Origin of the sequence: Pseudomonas koreensis, assembly GCF_025447595.1 — a bacterium.
In the GTDB taxonomy this organism is placed as follows: Bacteria; Pseudomonadota; Gammaproteobacteria; order Pseudomonadales; family Pseudomonadaceae; genus Aquipseudomonas; species Aquipseudomonas koreensis_H.
Genome location: NZ_JAOEJU010000009.1, coordinates 129,236 through 144,381 on the forward strand (window position 1 = coordinate 129,236; position 15,146 = coordinate 144,381).

General features: G+C 60.1%; 16 protein-coding genes. 9 read left to right on the forward strand and 7 right to left on the reverse strand.

Going from position 1 to position 15,146, the window contains the following annotated elements:
* Window positions 1-57: 57 nt before the first annotated feature.
* The 4 genes from N8H71_RS13835 (at window position 58) to N8H71_RS13850 (ending at window position 3,770) form a co-directional block, all read left to right on the forward strand.
* Complete coding sequence (locus N8H71_RS13835; RefSeq protein WP_262194411.1) at window positions 58-1,344, forward strand: MFS transporter; 1,287 nt, start codon at window positions 58-60, stop codon at window positions 1,342-1,344.
* 61 nt (window positions 1,345-1,405) lie between these two features.
* Window positions 1,406-2,158 (forward strand): 5-oxoprolinase subunit PxpA, encoded by a 753-nt coding sequence (locus N8H71_RS13840; RefSeq protein WP_262194412.1) that lies wholly within the window; start codon window positions 1,406-1,408, stop codon window positions 2,156-2,158.
* Entirely contained in the window at window positions 2,155-2,859 is a 705-nt protein-coding gene (locus N8H71_RS13845; RefSeq protein WP_262194413.1) for a 5-oxoprolinase subunit B family protein, read from the forward strand. Before N8H71_RS13840 ends, N8H71_RS13845 begins: the two co-directional genes overlap by 4 nt.
* Window positions 2,856-3,770: a biotin-dependent carboxyltransferase family protein gene (locus N8H71_RS13850; RefSeq protein WP_262194414.1), complete on the forward strand. Its 915-nt coding sequence runs from the start codon at window positions 2,856-2,858 to the stop codon at window positions 3,768-3,770. Before N8H71_RS13845 ends, N8H71_RS13850 begins: the two co-directional genes overlap by 4 nt.
* 118 nt (window positions 3,771-3,888) lie before the next feature.
* Here the strand turns inward: N8H71_RS13850 and N8H71_RS13855 are convergent, their stop codons facing one another.
* A complete protein-coding gene (locus N8H71_RS13855; protein WP_016771218.1) occupies window positions 3,889-5,067 on the reverse strand; it encodes a vWA domain-containing protein in 1,179 nt (392 codons plus the stop codon).
* A gap of 12 nt (window positions 5,068-5,079) precedes the next feature.
* Window positions 5,080-5,925 carry an AAA family ATPase gene (locus N8H71_RS13860; RefSeq protein ID WP_007911294.1) on the reverse strand — a complete coding sequence of 282 codons (846 nt, stop codon included), beginning with the start codon at window positions 5,923-5,925 and terminating at the stop codon, window positions 5,080-5,082.
* A 200-nt stretch (window positions 5,926-6,125) separates the two neighbouring features.
* On the opposite strand from N8H71_RS13860, the gene N8H71_RS13865 reads away from it, so the two are divergent.
* Together N8H71_RS13865 and N8H71_RS13870 are read left to right on the forward strand one after the other, a co-directional pair.
* A complete protein-coding gene (locus N8H71_RS13865) occupies window positions 6,126-6,356 on the forward strand; it encodes a DUF4160 domain-containing protein (RefSeq protein ID WP_064594177.1) in 231 nt (76 codons plus the stop codon).
* Window positions 6,344-6,844, forward strand: a complete 501-nt coding sequence (locus tag N8H71_RS13870) for a helix-turn-helix domain-containing protein (RefSeq protein WP_262194415.1) — start codon at window positions 6,344-6,346, stop codon at window positions 6,842-6,844. The genes N8H71_RS13865 and N8H71_RS13870 overlap by 13 nt, the downstream gene beginning before the upstream one ends.
* On the opposite strand, the gene N8H71_RS13875 is transcribed toward N8H71_RS13870, so the two are convergent.
* A complete protein-coding gene (locus N8H71_RS13875) occupies window positions 6,841-7,917 on the reverse strand; it encodes a DUF748 domain-containing protein (protein WP_262194416.1) in 1,077 nt (358 codons plus the stop codon). The genes N8H71_RS13870 and N8H71_RS13875 overlap by 4 nt on opposite strands.
* Before the next feature lie 128 nt (window positions 7,918-8,045).
* Between N8H71_RS13875 and cysK the strand changes: the two genes are divergently transcribed.
* Together cysK and N8H71_RS13885 are read left to right on the forward strand one after the other, a co-directional pair.
* Window positions 8,046-9,020 carry a cysteine synthase A gene (cysK, locus tag N8H71_RS13880; protein ID WP_007956517.1) on the forward strand — a complete coding sequence of 325 codons (975 nt, stop codon included), beginning with the start codon at window positions 8,046-8,048 and terminating at the stop codon, window positions 9,018-9,020.
* A gap of 187 nt (window positions 9,021-9,207) precedes the next feature.
* Entirely contained in the window at window positions 9,208-10,146 is a 939-nt protein-coding gene (locus N8H71_RS13885; RefSeq protein WP_262194417.1) for an aspartyl/asparaginyl beta-hydroxylase domain-containing protein, read from the forward strand.
* A 44-nt stretch (window positions 10,147-10,190) separates the two neighbouring features.
* On the opposite strand, the gene N8H71_RS13890 is transcribed toward N8H71_RS13885, so the two are convergent.
* Together N8H71_RS13890 and N8H71_RS13895 are read right to left on the reverse strand one after the other, a co-directional pair.
* A complete protein-coding gene (locus N8H71_RS13890; RefSeq protein ID WP_262194418.1) occupies window positions 10,191-10,370 on the reverse strand; it encodes a hypothetical protein in 180 nt (59 codons plus the stop codon).
* A 48-nt stretch (window positions 10,371-10,418) separates the two neighbouring features.
* On the reverse strand, window positions 10,419-10,952 hold the full coding sequence (locus N8H71_RS13895; protein WP_262194420.1) for a hypothetical protein: 534 nt from the start codon (window positions 10,950-10,952) through the stop codon (window positions 10,419-10,421).
* 451 nt (window positions 10,953-11,403) lie between these two features.
* Between N8H71_RS13895 and N8H71_RS13900 the strand changes: the two genes are divergently transcribed.
* The gene (locus N8H71_RS13900; protein ID WP_262194421.1) at window positions 11,404-12,267 is read left to right on the forward strand and encodes a DMT family transporter; all 864 of its coding nucleotides are present in this window, start codon (window positions 11,404-11,406) and stop codon (window positions 12,265-12,267) included.
* Window positions 12,268-12,324: 57 nt separating this feature from the next.
* Here N8H71_RS13900 and N8H71_RS13905 read toward each other — a convergent pair whose 3' ends face one another.
* Together N8H71_RS13905 and N8H71_RS13910 are read right to left on the reverse strand one after the other, a co-directional pair.
* Entirely contained in the window at window positions 12,325-13,233 is a 909-nt protein-coding gene (locus N8H71_RS13905) for a DMT family transporter (protein ID WP_007956522.1), read from the reverse strand.
* A gap of 84 nt (window positions 13,234-13,317) precedes the next feature.
* Window positions 13,318-14,943 carry a methyl-accepting chemotaxis protein gene (locus N8H71_RS13910; RefSeq protein ID WP_262194422.1) on the reverse strand — a complete coding sequence of 542 codons (1,626 nt, stop codon included), beginning with the start codon at window positions 14,941-14,943 and terminating at the stop codon, window positions 13,318-13,320.
* Between the last annotated feature and the right edge of the window lie 203 nt (window positions 14,944-15,146).

The following is a 15,146-nucleotide window of genomic DNA, read 5'->3' on the forward strand; positions in this document are numbered from 1 at the left end:
ACGATAGGCGTCGTCGGAGCTTCGAACAAGACCAATAAAAGCCTGCGGAGACATGCCATGAGTGCGCCCGACACCCTCGACCTCCCCAAGACTGCGGTCCGTCCCGGCCCGTTCGACTGGTATCGCAACATCAATCAGCAGGAGCGCCGGACCTTCTGGAGCTGCAAGATCGGCTACGGTCTGGACGGCATGGACACCCAGATGCTCAGCTTCGTGGTGCCGACCCTGATCGCGATGTGGGGCATCACCACCGGCGAAGCCGGCCTGATCCACACCAGCACCCTGATCGCTTCGGCCATTGGTGGTTGGGTGGCGGGGATTCTCTCCGACCGCATCGGCCGCGTGCGCACTTTGCAACTGACGGTGCTGTGGTTCGCCTTCTTCACTTTCCTTTGCGGTTTCGCCCAGAACTACGAACAGCTGCTGATCGCCCGCACCCTGATGGGCTTCGGTTTCGGCGGTGAATGGACGGCGGGTGCAGTGCTGATCGGCGAAGTGATCCGCGCCAAGGATCGCGGCAAGGCGGTGGGCATGGTGCAATCGGGCTGGGCCTTGGGTTGGGGCCTGACAGCGATTCTGTACGCGTTGCTGTTCTCGGTGCTGCCACCGGAAGACGCCTGGCGCGCACTGTTCATCCTCGGCATCGTGCCGGCGGTGTTCGTGATTTTCGTCCGTCGTCTGGTGAAAGATCCGGAGATCTACCGCGAAGCCAAAGCCAAGCAAACCCCGGAAAGCCCTTCAAAGTTCTACGAGATCTTCGCCCCCGGCATGCTATTCACCACGATTCGCGCTTCGCTGCTGACCACCGGCGCCCTCGGCGGTTACTACGCGATCACCTCCTGGCTGCCGACTTTTCTGAAGAACGAACGCGGCTTGAGCGTACTCGGCACCGGCGGTTATCTGGCGATGGTGATCATCGGTTCCTACGTCGGTTATGTGATCAGCGCCTATTTGACCGATCTGTTGGGCCGCAAGAAGAACTTCATCCTGTTCGCGGTCGGCTCGTTCACCATCGTTCTGCTCTACACCCAATTGCCGGTCAGCAACGGCGTGATGCTGTGGCTGGGCTTCCCGCTGGGATTCTTCGCTTCGGGGATTTTCAGTGGCATGGGCGCGTTTCTCACCGAGCTGTTTCCAACCCGGATTCGCGGCTCGGGGCAGGGCTTCTGCTACAACATCGGCCGGGCGCTGGCGGCATTGTTCCCGCTGCTGATCGGCCTGCTCAGCCAGAAAGTGCCGCTGAGTGTCGGCATCGGTGCCTTTGCGGCGGTGTCCTACGGCGTGGTAATTCTCGCGGCGCTGAGCCTGCCGGAAACCCGTGGCAAGCAACTGGACGCGCAGTAACTGATAACCTGCGACAACTGTCCTACAGCATAAAAAGATAACAGCTACAGGAGTGTTCACCGTGAGCCGCCTGCTATTGAACTGTGACATCGGCGAGAGCTTCGGCAGCTGGACCATGGGTCTGGACGCGGAAGTCATGCCCTTCATCGATTGCGCCAACATTGCCTGCGGTTTCCATGCCGGCGACCCGAGCATCATGCGCAAGACCGTCAGCCTGGCCCTGAGCCACGGTGTGCAGATCGGCGCGCATCCGGCCTATCAGGATCTGGTGGGCTTCGGCCGGCGTTCCATGGCCTACACCGCCCAGGAACTGCAAGACATCCTGCATTACCAGATCGGCGCCCTCGACGGTATTTGCCGTGCCCAGGGTGGAAAAGTCAGCTACGTCAAACCCCACGGCGCGATGTACAACGACATGATGGCCAACCCGGCGCAACTGCGGGCCGTGATTCAGGCCGTCGCGGCTTACGATCGCAGCTTGCCACTGATGCTGATGGCCACCCGTGACAACACGGCAGCCCAGCAACTCGGTGACGAATACGGCGTGACCCTGTGGTTCGAAGCCTTCGCCGACCGCGCCTACGACAGCGCCGGCCGACTGGTCTCGCGACAACTGCCCGGCGCGGTGCACCACGATTCCGAAACCATCATCGGGCAAGCGCTGACCATCGCACGTGGCGACAATCTCACCGCTTGCGACGGCAGCGCGCTGCACCTGCAAGCCAACACGCTGTGCGTGCACGGTGACAACGCCAGTTCAGTGGCGGCCGTGCAACGCATTCGTCAGGCCCTGAACGAGCAGAGCGCGCCATGAATCCGCGGGTGGAAGTGGTGGCGCTGGATTGCCTGATGCTGCGCCTGTTCGATGAAATCGCCGAAGCCAACATGCCGTGGATGCTTGCTGCCAGTGAGCGGCTGCGCGCGGTGTTCGGCGCACATCTGATCGATCTGGTGCCGTCGTACACCACGTTGATGGTGCATTACGACCTGACCGAATTGAGCCCGAATCAGGCCCGGGAATTGATTGCCGAAGCGCTGATCGACCTGTCACCGAATGCGCGTACCGGCGGCCAGTGTCATGTGCTGCCGGTGTGGTACGACCTTAGCGTCGGACCGGAATTGATCCTGCTGTCGCAACGCAGCGGTTTGGCGGTGGAAGAAGTGATCCGCCGTCACAGCGCTCGGGAATATCAGGTGTTCGCGCTCGGATTCGCACCGGGGTTTGCCTTCATGGGGCTGGTGGAAGAAGTCCTGGCAGCACCGCGTCTGAATACCCCACGCAAGAAAGTCGCCGCCGGCAGCGTCGGCATCGCCGAGCGGCAAACGGCGGCGTATCCGGTGGTGTCTCCCGGCGGCTGGAACCTGATCGGTCGCACGCCGGCAAAACTGTTCGACCGTGAACGCGATGGCTACAGCCTCATGCAGCCCGGCGATACCGTGCGTTTCGAAGCGGTGAGCCATGCCGAATTCATCCGCCTCGGCGGTGACGACGCGCCTCTGGAGGCCCTCGCATGAGCCGACTGATGATTGGAGCGAGCACGCCGCTGTGCCTGTTGCAGGACGCCGGGCGGTTTGGCGTACGGCATCTGGGCGTGACCCAGGGCGGTGCGGCGGACTGGCGGTCGATGGCCTGGGCCAACTGGCTGCTGGGCAATGGCCTGGACTTGTCGGTGATCGAAATCACCCTCGGCGGGTTTACGGTGGTGGCTGAAGAAGATTGCGTGCTGGCATTGGCGGGTGCCGATCTTGGCGCGCAGATCGACGGTGAAGCGCTGGCGCCGTGGCGCAGTTTCAAACTGCGCAAAGGGCAGACCTTGAAGTTCACCCAGCCGTTGCTCGGGGCGCGGGCCTATCTGGCAGCGCCCGGTGGTTTCAGTGCGCCGAAAGTGCTGGGCAGCAGTGCCACGGTGGTACGTGAGGAACTCGGTGGCCTCGATGGTTTTGGCTTGCCATTGGCCAAGGGCGCTTCGCTGAGTTATCAGGGCGAAACCCTGTTGGTGCGTGAGGTCCCGGCGGAGTATCGACCGGACCTGCGCCTCGACGCGCCGCTTGATCTGGTGCTCGGCGCGCAGATCGGTCAGTTCAGCGGGCAGAGCCTGTTCGATGCATTCAACAGTGCCTGGACGCTGGACAGTCGTGCCGATCGCATGGGCATTCGCCTGTTGGGCACGGCGTTGCAGTATCAGGGCAAACCGATGATTTCCGAGGGCATCCCGCTGGGCGCGGTGCAGGTGCCGCCGGACGGGCAGCCGATCGTTTTGCTCAATGATCGGCAGACGATTGGCGGCTATCCGCGATTGGGAGCGTTGACGCCGTTGGCGCTGGCTCGACTGGCACAGTGTCTGCCGGGAGCGAAGGTCAGATTGCGCCCGGTGGTGCAGGACGTCGCGCACCGGGAGCATATCGAATATCTACAGCGGTTTTAGATGTGGCGAGGGAGCTTGCTCCCGCTGGGGCGCGAAGCGGCCCCCTCTAATCTGAAAAAAGTATGGGACTGCTACGCAGTCCAGCGGGAGCAAGCTCCCTCGCCACGCACTCATTGGATTACTTGGACAGAAACCGCATCCCTTCTTCCAGCCCGCGCAACGTCAACGGATACATCTGATCCTCGATCAAATCCCGCACGATATTGGTCGACGAGGTGTAGCCCCAGGTGTCCTTCGGGTACGGATTGATCCAGATGAGCTTCTTGTACTTCTCCATGAAGCGCTGCATCCACACATAACCCGGCTCTTCGTTCCAGTGCTCGACGCTGCCGCCGGCCTGGGTGATTTCATAGGGCGCCATCGCCGCGTCACCGATGAAGATCACTTTGTAGTCGGCGCCATACTTGTGCAGCAGATCCTGGGTCGATGTGCGCTCGGAAGTGCGGCGCATGTTGTTCTTCCACACCGACTCATAAATGAAGTTGTGGAAGTAGAAGTACTCCAGATGCTTGAACTCGGTCTTGCAGGCCGAGAACAGTTCCTCGCAGATCTTCACGTGGGCGTCCATCGAGCCGCCGATGTCGAACAGCAGCAACAGCTTCACCGTGTTGCGCCGTTCCGGGCGCATCTGGATATTCAGCAGACCGGCATCCTTGGCGGTGTGGTCGATGGTGCCGTCGATGTCCAGCTCTTCCGCCGCGCCCTGGCGGGCGAATTTGCGCAGGCGGCGCAGGGCGACCTTGATGTTGCGGGTGCCCAGTTCCACGGAGTCGTCGAGGTTCTTGTACTCGCGCTGATCCCAGACTTTCACCGCTTTGCCCTGGCGCTTGCCGGCATCGCCGACCCGGATGCCTTCCGGGTTGAAGCCGCCGGAGCCGAACGGGCTGGTGCCGCCGGTGCCGATCCACTTGTTGCCGCCGGCGTGGCGTTCCTTCTGTTCTTCCAGACGTTTCTTGAACTCTTCGATCAGCTTGTCCAGACCGCCGAGGGACTGGATCTGCGCGCGTTCCTCGTCGCTCAGCGAGCGCTCGAATTCCTTACGCAGCCAGTCTTCGGGAATCAGCGCCTGCAAGTGATCGTCGAGCTTTTCCAGGCCATTGAAGTAGGCGCCGAACGCACGATCGAACTTGTCGAAATGCCGTTCGTCCTTCACCAGAATCGCCCGAGACAAGTAGTAAAACTCGTCCATGTCGGCGAAGGTCACGCGCTGTTTCAGCGCGTTGATCAGGTCGAGCAGCTCGCGCACCGACACCGGCACCTTGGCTGCGCGCATTTCATTGAACAGGTTGAGCAACATGGCGTCAGCCTCTTAGCGGGTGCCGCGACGGCTCATGAACGCCAGGCGCTCAAGCAGTTGCACGTCCTGTTCGTTCTTCACCAGCGCACCGGCCAGCGGCGGGATGGCTTTGGTCGGATCGCGCTCGCGCAGCACGGCTTCGCCGATGTTGTCGGCCATCAGCAGTTTCAGCCAGTCGACCAGCTCGGAGGTCGAAGGCTTCTTCTTCAGGCCCGGCACCTTGCGCACGTCGAAGAACACGTCCAGCGCTTCGCTGACCAGATCCTTCTTGATGTCCGGGTAGTGGACATCGACAATTTTCTGCAGGGTGGTGCGGTCGGGGAAGGCGATGTAGTGGAAGAAGCAGCGGCGCAGGAAGGCGTCCGGCAGCTCTTTCTCGTTGTTGGAGGTAATGATGATGATCGGACGCTTCTTGGCCTTGATGGTCTCGTCGATCTCGTAAACGTAGAACTCCATCTTGTCGAGTTCTTGCAGCAAGTCGTTGGGGAACTCGATGTCGGCCTTGTCGATTTCGTCGATCAGCAGAATGACGCGCTCTTCGGACTCGAACGCTTCCCAGAGCTTGCCCTTCTTCAGGTAGTTGCGCACGTCGTGGACTTTTTCATTGCCCAGTTGCGAGTCGCGCAGACGGCTGACCGCATCGTACTCGTACAGACCCTGGTGGGCCTTGGTGGTGGACTTGATGTGCCAGGTGATCAGCTTGGCGCCGAACGATTCGGCCAGTTGCTCGGCGAGCATGGTCTTGCCGGTGCCCGGTTCGCCCTTGACCAGCAGCGGCCGCTCCAGGGTGATGGCGGCGTTGACCGCCAGCTTCAGGTCATCGGTGGCGACGTAGGCCTGGGTGCCTTCGAACTTCATCTGCTAATCCTCGAACGGTAACGCCGACCTGAACGGGCAGGGCGGGGGCGAAATAATCGGATGCCCGACTATAACGCGCAGCCCGGTCGACTGTGAACGCAGACGGCTTATTCAGTCTCTGAATGGGGCGTCACATGTTGACTCGGTTTCGGCACGAGGCCAGTATTCAGGTATCGCCGATTTGGCGATAGTCTTCGGGCATGACTACCAAATACCGATTTCGCGAAAAATACCGCATTCAGTTGCGCGAGAAGGATCACCCGCCACCCCATGTTCACCTGACCGGTGGTGGAGTGGATGTGATGCTGAGCCTGGAAACCGTCGAGGTCATGATGGGCAAGGCACCGCCACTGATCGTCAAGGAAGCGTTGGCGTGGGTTTCGGCTCATCAGACGCAATTGCTGGAGGACTGGAAACGATGTTACCCATGAAGCGGCCACGGTTGGCCGCAGTGCAGGCTGTTGGCGATGCTTGCCTGTCGCTGACCTTTATTGATGGCCAACGGCTGAACCTGGATTTGAGCCGCGATCTGCAAACCTATCCGGGGCTGGCTCCGCTACTGGACGCTGAAGTGTTCGCAACCGCTGAATTGGGTGACGACGGCTGGAGCGTGGAATGGCTGGAACCGGATATCCAGATTGGTGCCGATACCTTGTACCGGGACGGGCTCGCGCAAAATGCGCCCGACGAAAACACACGGATTTTCATGGATTGGCGCGCTCGCACCGGTTTACCGTTGAATGAGGCGGCCGAAGCGTTGGGTGTCAGCGCCCGCAGCATCAGTCGCTACAGTAATGGTCGGGAAGCGGTGCCGCGATCATTGGCCCTGGCCTGTCTGGGTTGGGATTCGTTGCAGGAGAAGCCTGCACTGATCGCGGCAGAAGATACCGGGCGCTACATCGTCAACCGTAAAACTTAGCCCGCATCCGGCTTCGGCCGTTCATACCGGGCATTGAAGGCCTGGATGAATCCATTGCGCAAAATCTGCAAAAACGCTTCGAACGCGCTGATATCTTTCTGGTGCACGCTGCCGCTGAGTTCGACCCGGGTGGCGAACTGGTTCTTGCCCTGGTTTTTCAGCATGGTTTCGGTGCCGCCGACGAGTGCTTCCCAGATCGAGCGGAAGATGCCCTTGTTCTTGTTCTCGACATCCTGCTGCCAGTTGAACACGTCGACGTCGCGCAGCAGCGGTTTGATGTAGCCCTTGAGCTGGCCCTTGGTCGCGGCGGCTTCGATGACCACGTCGCCGTGGCCGGCGTTGAAGTCGAACTTGCCATAGGCCGAGGCGAAGTCGTTCATGCGCTTGAGTTCGATGTCCCGAGCCCGCAGGCGAAATTCGAAGTCTTCGAAGTTGCTCAGCGGGTCGAAGGTGGCGCTGGTTTCCAGCGGCGCATGGCCTAGCAGCAGGGCCTTGCCTTCGAAACGGGCGTCGCGTTTGCCCTTGGTGTCGACCACGTTGGTCAGGTTGTAGATGCTGGCGTCGACGTTGGTCGCATTCATGTTCACCGGTGGTTTTGAGTTGAAGTTGCGAAAGCTGATGCGACCATCGTTGATCTGAACCTCATCAAGGGTGATCGGCAGCAGCTTGCCCAGTTGAGTGCGCCAGTCGGTGCCCTGGCCGGTCTGGGAATTCTGCTTGTTGGCTCCCCCATCGACGAAGTTCACCTGCGGTTTGAAGAACTTCACCTGCGCCACCACTGCATGGTCGTACCACAGCGAATGCCAGCTGACGGACAGGTCGATCAGCGGCGCATCGACGAACGGCACCGGCACCTTGCCGTCGACCTTGACGATTTTCAGGCCGTTGATCTTGTAGGCCCCGCGCCAGAGCGCCAGATCCACGTCGGTGATCTGGCCGCGGTAGTCGCCCATGTTGGCCAGTTTGTCATTCAGATAGTCACGCACGAGGTAGGGCAGGGCGATGTGCAGGGCGACCAGCAACACCACAACAGTGGCGAGAATCCACAACGGCCAGCGGTAGCGACGCTTCATGGCAGCAAATTCCGAACGGTGTAAAGCGATTGACTGCCGCCTGCCGCAGACGTTCGACCCGACTGGACTGACAGGGGCAACAGGCTTACCTTGGAGAGCTGAATTCAACGCTGTACAAGGACCCAGCCATGAGCCGCATTTTTGCTGACAACGCCCACTCCATCGGTAACACACCGCTGGTTCAGATCAACCGCATCGCGCCACGCGGCGTAACCATTCTGGCCAAGATCGAAGGTCGCAATCCGGGCTATTCGGTCAAGTGTCGCATCGGCGCGAACATGATCTGGGATGCCGAAAGCAGCGGCAAACTCAAGCCGGGCATGACCATCGTCGAGCCGACCTCCGGCAATACCGGCATCGGTCTGGCATTTGTCGCTGCCGCTCGCGGTTACAAATTGCTGCTGACCATGCCGGCCTCGATGAGCATCGAGCGACGCAAGGTGCTCAAGGCGCTGGGCGCCGAACTGGTGCTGACCGAGCCGGCCAAGGGCATGAAGGGCGCGATCGAAAAGGCCGCGGAGATCGTCGCCAGCGATGCGGGCAAATATTTCATGCCGGCCCAGTTCGATAACCCGGCCAACCCGGCCATCCACGAAAAAACCACCGGCCCGGAAATCTGGAACGATACCGATGGCGCCATCGATGTGCTGGTGGCTGGCGTCGGCACCGGCGGAACCATTACCGGTGTGTCGCGGTATATCAAGAATACGGCGGGCAAACCGATTCTGTCGGTGGCGGTGGAGCCGGTGTCCTCGCCGGTGATTACCCAGGCGCTGGCAGGCGAAGAGATCAAGCCGAGCCCGCACAAGATTCAGGGCATCGGCGCCGGTTTTGTGCCGAAGAACCTGGATCTGTCGATGGTTGACCGGGTCGAGCTGGTGACGGATGACGAGTCCAAGGCCATGGCCCTGCGACTGATGCAGGAAGAAGGGATTCTGTGCGGGATTTCCTGTGGCGCGGCCATGTCGGTGGCGGTGCGCCTGGCGGAAACCCCGGAAATGCAGGGCAAGACCATTGTCGTGGTGCTGCCGGACTCCGGTGAGCGTTACCTGTCGAGCATGCTGTTCAGCGATCTGTTCACCGATCAGGAGAACCAGCAGTAAGTGGCGCGTTGATTCAGGTCAGCCAAGGTTCAGGATTGTTATGTTAAGAAGTGCTTTGTTGCGCAATTCTTAACACTGAATCTTGGGTCGGGCGGGTTTTTCCCGGAGCCGGTAGTGTTTATCATGGCCGGCCGCCATGTCGGGTAAATGACATTGCGCAGTGTTGTCTTTTTTCAAGGAGTTGTTGATGACCTTTCCGTTAGCCGCCAAGGTGTCGGTGTTGCTGCTGTTCGTGGGCAGCATCCTCTACGTGCATTTGCGCGGCAAGGCGCGTTTGCCGGTGCTGCGTCAGTTCGTCAACCATTCGGCGCTGTTCGCGCCCTACAACGCTTTGATGTACCTGTTCTCCGGTGTGCCATCCAAACCCTATCTGGATCGCAGCAAATTCCCGGAGCTGGACGTGCTCCGCGATAACTGGGAAACCATCCGCGACGAAGCCATGCACCTGTTCGACGAGGGCTACATCCGCGCCGCCGAGAAGAACAACGACGCCGGTTTCGGCTCGTTCTTCAAGAAGGGCTGGAAGCGTTTCTACCTCAAGTGGTACGACAAACCGCTGCCATCGGCCGAAGCCCTGTGCCCGAAAACCGTGGCGCTGGTCAGTGCCATCCCCAATGTCAAAGGCGCGATGTTCGCGTTGTTGCCGGGCGGTAGTCATTTGAACCCGCACCGTGATCCGTTCGCCGGTTCCCTGCGTTATCACCTTGGTCTGTCGACGCCGAACTCCGACGATTGCCGGATTTTCGTCGACGGTCAGGTCTACGCCTGGCGCGACGGTGAAGACGTGATGTTCGACGAAACCTACGTGCACTGGGTCAAGAACGAAACCGACAAGACCCGCGTCATCCTGTTCTGCGACATCGAGCGCCCGCTGAGCAATCGTCTGATGACCCGCATCAACCGCTTCATCAGCGCCTGGCTGGGTCGCGCCACTGCACCGCAGAACCTCGACGACGAACGTGTTGGCGGGATCAACCAGGCTTATGCCTGGACCAAGAATTTCAGCGACAAGTTCAGCGGTGTGGTCAAACAGTGGAAACGCCGCAATCCGAAGGCCTACCGTGTGATGCGGCCCGTGCTGGCGGTGGCGGTGTTGACGTTGCTGGGGTATTGGCTGTTTGGTTGAGGCTGGATGCAGAAACAAAAAACCGCTCCTTGTGAGCGGTTTTTTTATGCGGGGAAGGTAAAGGATGCGCCGGCGAGAACACCTCCCGGCTCTTCCGCTGCTGGATTAGCCAATGCCTCTCTGATTCGGAATAACTCCTTTTCAGATAATTCTCCAGCAGAGCGCTTTCCTTTGGCTCTGGTCAATTTGGCGCCTGGCGCTTTGTTCTCAGCGACAGCTTTCATGGCGTCTCCGGCGTTGATCATTTAATGAACAGTGATCCGATACTAGACTTAGTCGATGGGCTTCACAAGACGACCTTCCGAGTCGAACTCAAACCCCAGTTGCCGATAAAGCGGTATTACTGCGGGAACAGGCTCCTGAATTTCGATTTGCTTGCTGCCTACGATTCGCGCGAAGTGCGTCACAGCGGTCAAGGCAAATGTTGCGATTCGGCTCTTGAGTGGGTGATCGTTTCCCGGCCTTCCTTCCAGGCGCACGATTTTTACTCTCAATCGGCTCTGGTTCGGGTTAGCAAAGCAGAGTCCGCATAACTCATGATCAAACCAGATTGCTAAATCGAATCCCAGTGGTTCTCTCGCCTTCCACCTGACAACTTCCTGCCAGGAAAAATGAGGGTCCATCCATTGCTCATAGGCATTCAGTGCCAAAGTGTCGATGGCTTCGAAACGAACTCTGGAGTGGTCGACGTCTACGATTCCTTTTTGCTCCAGGTCTTCCTGCAGTTTTGCGAAAGTGATGCCCGCGTACTTCCTGGCTTGCGATTTATACAACTGATACCGCAGATTATTCCGTTCCCTTGGCATATGAACTCGCGCATTCCATGTCCCCCATCAATGGTCGTTGCAATTGCCAACGAGCCTATGCGCCTGCCACCAGCCTGTCGCTACTGGCCCTTTGTCCAAGTCGTTGCAATCCATGTCGCGGGCTGGTTATAGTCGGCGCTCGTGAGTCGCATGACTCACCTTTCAACCCTTCAAAAAAAGATCAGCCCAGATGCCTGCATCCCCCATCAACGCGGTAGTCGATTCAGCGGTCAACGCTGGCGTTGTGCCGTGCGGGAATCAGCAGCCTGTGCAGATCAGTCATTACCCTCCACCTGTCAGTAGCACGCCGGTGTGCGCAGTCGTATCACCGCCGGGCGTTGGTGTTTCGGGCTGATCAGCGTTTTCTGCTGACCCCTGTGCCCGCCTGAAAAAACCTACTGAATTTCAGCTTCGGCTGAGTTGGCTATTTGCCTGACTACAGGTGGTATTCATGTTTGTCCTTTCGAAAAAGTCCGCGCTCGCGGCGGCGTCCACGAGCCTGTTCGTTCTGCTGTGGAGCAGCGGGGCGATCTTCTCCAAGTGGGGGCTGGCCCACGCTTCGCCCTTTGCCTTTCTGCTGATCCGTTTTGTGATTGCCCTGTGCGGGCTGGTGCTGCTGGTGCCGTTGCTCAAGTTGAGGTTGCCCAAGGGCGGCAGGCCGATGCTGTACGCAATGGTCACCGGCGTGGTGCTGTTGGGGGCTTATCAGATCTTCTATCTGCTGGCGCTGGACTTGAAGGTCACGCCCGGCGTGATGGCGACCATCATGGGTGTGCAGCCGATTCTCACGGTGGTCATCATGGAGCGGCAGCGCTCGGCGAGCCGGATGTTTGGTCTGGCGCTGGGACTGGCCGGTCTGATCATGGTGGTTTACCAGGGCATCGGTCTGGCCGGAATGTCGCTGGCAGGGATGCTGTTCGGTTTGCTGGCGCTGGCGAGCATGACGTTCGGCTCGATCATGCAGAAGCGCATTACCGATAATCCCCTCGGCACGCTGCCGGTGCAGTACTTAGCCGGACTGCTGCTGTGCGGAATTTTCGTGCCGTTCCAGCCGTTTCACTTCGAGCACAGCGCCGGTTTCATTGTGCCGGTGTTGTGGATGGGGCTGGTGGTTTCCGTGCTGGCGACGTTGCTGCTGTATCGACTGATCGCCCGGGGCAATCTGGTGAATGTCACCAGTCTGTTCTATCTGGTGCCGGCTGTGACGGCGGTGATGGACTACCTGATCTTCGGCAATCGCCTCGCGGCGTTAAGCGTGCTGGGGATGCTGCTGATCATCGTCGGTCTGGTGTTCGTGTTCCGTAAATCGGCATAACCGCCGCGCATGAAAAAGGCCCGGGAGGAAACTCCCGGGCCTTTGTGCATCTGTGAATCAGCGAGTGGCGATTTCTGCCGGTTTCACCACAGCGGGTTTCAGCACCAGCCACAGCGCAATCGCGATCAAGACCCCGCCATACACGTGCGCCATCGACAGCGGCTCATCGAGAAACAGCGCCCCCCACAACACGCCGAACGGCGGAATCATGAAGGTCACGGTCATCGACTTCACTGGCCCGATGGAACTCAGCAGGCGGAAGTAAATGATGTAGGCAAACGCGGTGCAGCCCAGGCCCAGGCCCAGCAGCGACAGCCAGACATTCCAGCCACCCCAGCTCACCGGCGGCTGAGTGATGACGCTGTAACCGAACAGCGGCAACAGGAACAGGGTTGCACCGAGCATGCTGCCCAGCGCCGACAGACGACTGTCGAGCCCGCCGGCCTGATCCAGCCAGCGTCGGGCGAGGAACCCGGCGAAGCCATAGCAGGTGGTTGCGAGCAGGCAGGCAACGGCGCCCATCAGCAGGTGCAGATCGAACGCGACCGGGCCGGCGCGGGTCAGCACGCCCACCCCGAGCAGGCCGAGGAACACCCCGGCGAGTTTGGCCAGCGTCAGTTTTTCACTGAAGAACAAACCGCCGATCAACACGCCCATCAACGGCGTGGTGGCATTGAAGATTGCGGAGTACCCGGCCGGCAGCACTTGGGCGGCGACTGAATACAAGGTGGCCGGAACGCCGGAGTTGATCACGCCGAGCATCATCACGGTCTTGAGTTTGCCTTTGAAATCCCAGCTGATGCGCATCAACCCGAGGATCACCAGCAGGCCGACGGCGGCAATCGATACGCGGAAGAATCCGGTCGGAACCGTACCGATCGCGGGGGCGATGATGCGCATGAACAGGAAGCTCGCGCCCCAGATGGCGGCCAGCGACAACATGCGGAAAATATCGACAGGGCTCACAGGCCACTCCTTCCTTGATCGGGACGAGAGTGTTGCCGAGCGCCCTGGCGATGGCAACCGCTAATCGGGCATTTAATTTACCCGTCAGAGCACGAAACGCGTCACGAGGCCGTTGAGGTCGACGGCCAGCCGCGACAGTTCCTGACTGGCGGCAGACGTCTGGGTGGCGCCCGCAGCGGTCTGGGTTGACAGATCGCGGATGGTCACCAGGTTTTCGTCGACTTCCCGTGCCACCAGCGCCTGTTGCTCGGCGGCGCTGGCGATCACCAGGTTGCGCTGGTTGATCTGTGAAATCGACGCGGTAATTTTCTCCAGTGCATGGCCGGCGCTGTTGGCCCGGCGCAGGGTGTGGCTGGCCTGCTCGGCGCTGTTTTGCAATGCGTCGACGGTGGCGCCGGTGCCTTGCTGGATGCTGGTGATCATCAGCTCGATTTCTTCGGTGGAGTTCTGCGTGCGCTGGGCCAGCGAACGGACTTCATCGGCGACGACTGCGAAGCCACGCCCGGCCTCGCCGGCCCGCGCGGCCTCAATCGCGGCGTTCAGGGCCAGGAGGTTGGTCTGCCCGGCGATACCGCGAATCACCTCCAGAACCTTGCTGATGTCCTGGGCCTGGGTCGCAAGGCCTTCGGCCTGTTCGGACGCGCCAAGCACCGCGTTGACCAGTTCCTGAATCGAACTGATGGTCTCGCTGACCTGCACATGCCCGTGCTTGCTGTCCTCGTTCGAGGCTTCGGAGGCTTCGGCACTGGACACCGCATTGGCGGCCACTTCATCAACCGCTGTGCTCATCTCGGTGACCGCCGTGGCAGCCTGTTCGATCTGGTCGTTCTGCTGTTGCAGGCCGCGGGTGCTCTGTTCCATCACCGAGCTCATTTCCTCGGCGGCGGAGGCCAGTTGCTGGGCCGACTCGCTGATGCCGCGAATGGTCGAGCGCAGATTGCCCTGCATCTCGGCCAGCGCCGTGAGCAACTGCGCCGCTTCGTCCCGGCCCTCGCTGTCGATGCGTCCGCTGAGGTCTCCGGAGGCAATCCGTCGTGCCACGTTCAGTGCCTGATTGATTGGCGCAGTGATGCTGCGGGTCAGCAGCCATGCCAGCAGCAAGGTGGCGATCAAGGCGATGACGATAATCACAGAAACGATCCAGAGCGCTCGCTGGTACATCGTGGCAGCAGCTTTGGCAGCGGCGTCTGCGCCTTGCTGATTGAGGGTGATCATCTGCTCCAGCGTCTTGTCGAGCACCGCGCCCTGAGGCGCCAGATCGGTGTTCAGGCGGGTGTAGGCCTGTTCGTTTTGTCCGGCGTCGATATGGCCGATGATCTGATCGAGAATGCTCAGGTATTTGGCAGTGTCCGCGCCCAGACCTTCGAGCATTGCCCGCTCCTGGTCGTTGGCGATCAGGGCTTTGTGATCATCGAGGCGTTTAAGCAATTCCTGGCGCTGAGCCTTGAGGATGCCTTTGCTTTTGTCTCGAACCGCTGCCTGGGTGCTGGTGATCAGACGCAGGGACTCGAGGCGGATGCTCGCGATGTTCGCTGCACTGTCGTGGATGCTTTCGATACTGGGCATCCATGACTCCTCGATCACCGCTGCGCTTTCACGCAGGGTTTTCATCTGACCCAGGCCGAACAGGCCGACCACCATCAGCAGGCTGGCCAGAACGGCAAAACTCAAACTGGCGCGCAAACCTATGCGCAGATTCCGGATAGACATCAATGTGCTCCTTGGGAGTCGAGGGGGAGGTCGTCCTCGTGGCCCGAGGATCTTGTTGTGAGGCGGGTGATGGCGGGCTATATATCAAAGTGCCACTATCTTGGTAAGGCCAATCGCTGCATGGAATGGACAGGCATGAACAAGTCGGGCAGAAGCGCAGGCTAGAGATGTCGCTGCTGAATTGGATCCGAAACCCAGAGAAA

Excerpts from the sequence above, each read along its gene's own strand:
- N8H71_RS13835 (WP_262194411.1), top strand. The coding sequence starts at position 58 with ATGAGTGCGCCCGACACCCTCGACCTCCCCAAGACTGCGGTCCGTCCC.
- N8H71_RS13870 (WP_262194415.1), top strand. The coding sequence starts at position 6,344 with ATGTTACCCATGAAGCGGCCACGGTTGGCCGCAGTGCAGGCTGTTGGC.
- N8H71_RS13850 (WP_262194414.1), top strand. The coding sequence starts at position 2,856 with ATGAGCCGACTGATGATTGGAGCGAGCACGCCGCTGTGCCTGTTGCAG.
- cysK (WP_007956517.1), top strand. The coding sequence starts at position 8,046 with ATGAGCCGCATTTTTGCTGACAACGCCCACTCCATCGGTAACACACCG.
- N8H71_RS13860 (WP_007911294.1), bottom strand. The coding sequence starts at position 5,925 with ATGAAGTTCGAAGGCACCCAGGCCTACGTCGCCACCGATGACCTGAAG.
- N8H71_RS13845 (WP_262194413.1), top strand. The coding sequence starts at position 2,155 with ATGAATCCGCGGGTGGAAGTGGTGGCGCTGGATTGCCTGATGCTGCGC.
- N8H71_RS13910 (WP_262194422.1), bottom strand. The coding sequence starts at position 14,943 with ATGTCTATCCGGAATCTGCGCATAGGTTTGCGCGCCAGTTTGAGTTTT.
- N8H71_RS13875 (WP_262194416.1), bottom strand. The coding sequence starts at position 7,917 with ATGAAGCGTCGCTACCGCTGGCCGTTGTGGATTCTCGCCACTGTTGTG.
- N8H71_RS13895 (WP_262194420.1), bottom strand. The coding sequence starts at position 10,952 with ATGCCAAGGGAACGGAATAATCTGCGGTATCAGTTGTATAAATCGCAA.
- N8H71_RS13865 (WP_064594177.1), top strand. The coding sequence starts at position 6,126 with ATGACTACCAAATACCGATTTCGCGAAAAATACCGCATTCAGTTGCGC.
- N8H71_RS13855 (WP_016771218.1), bottom strand. The coding sequence starts at position 5,067 with ATGTTGCTCAACCTGTTCAATGAAATGCGCGCAGCCAAGGTGCCGGTG.
- N8H71_RS13885 (WP_262194417.1), top strand. The coding sequence starts at position 9,208 with ATGACCTTTCCGTTAGCCGCCAAGGTGTCGGTGTTGCTGCTGTTCGTG.
- N8H71_RS13900 (WP_262194421.1), top strand. The coding sequence starts at position 11,404 with ATGTTTGTCCTTTCGAAAAAGTCCGCGCTCGCGGCGGCGTCCACGAGC.
- N8H71_RS13890 (WP_262194418.1), bottom strand. The coding sequence starts at position 10,370 with ATGAAAGCTGTCGCTGAGAACAAAGCGCCAGGCGCCAAATTGACCAGA.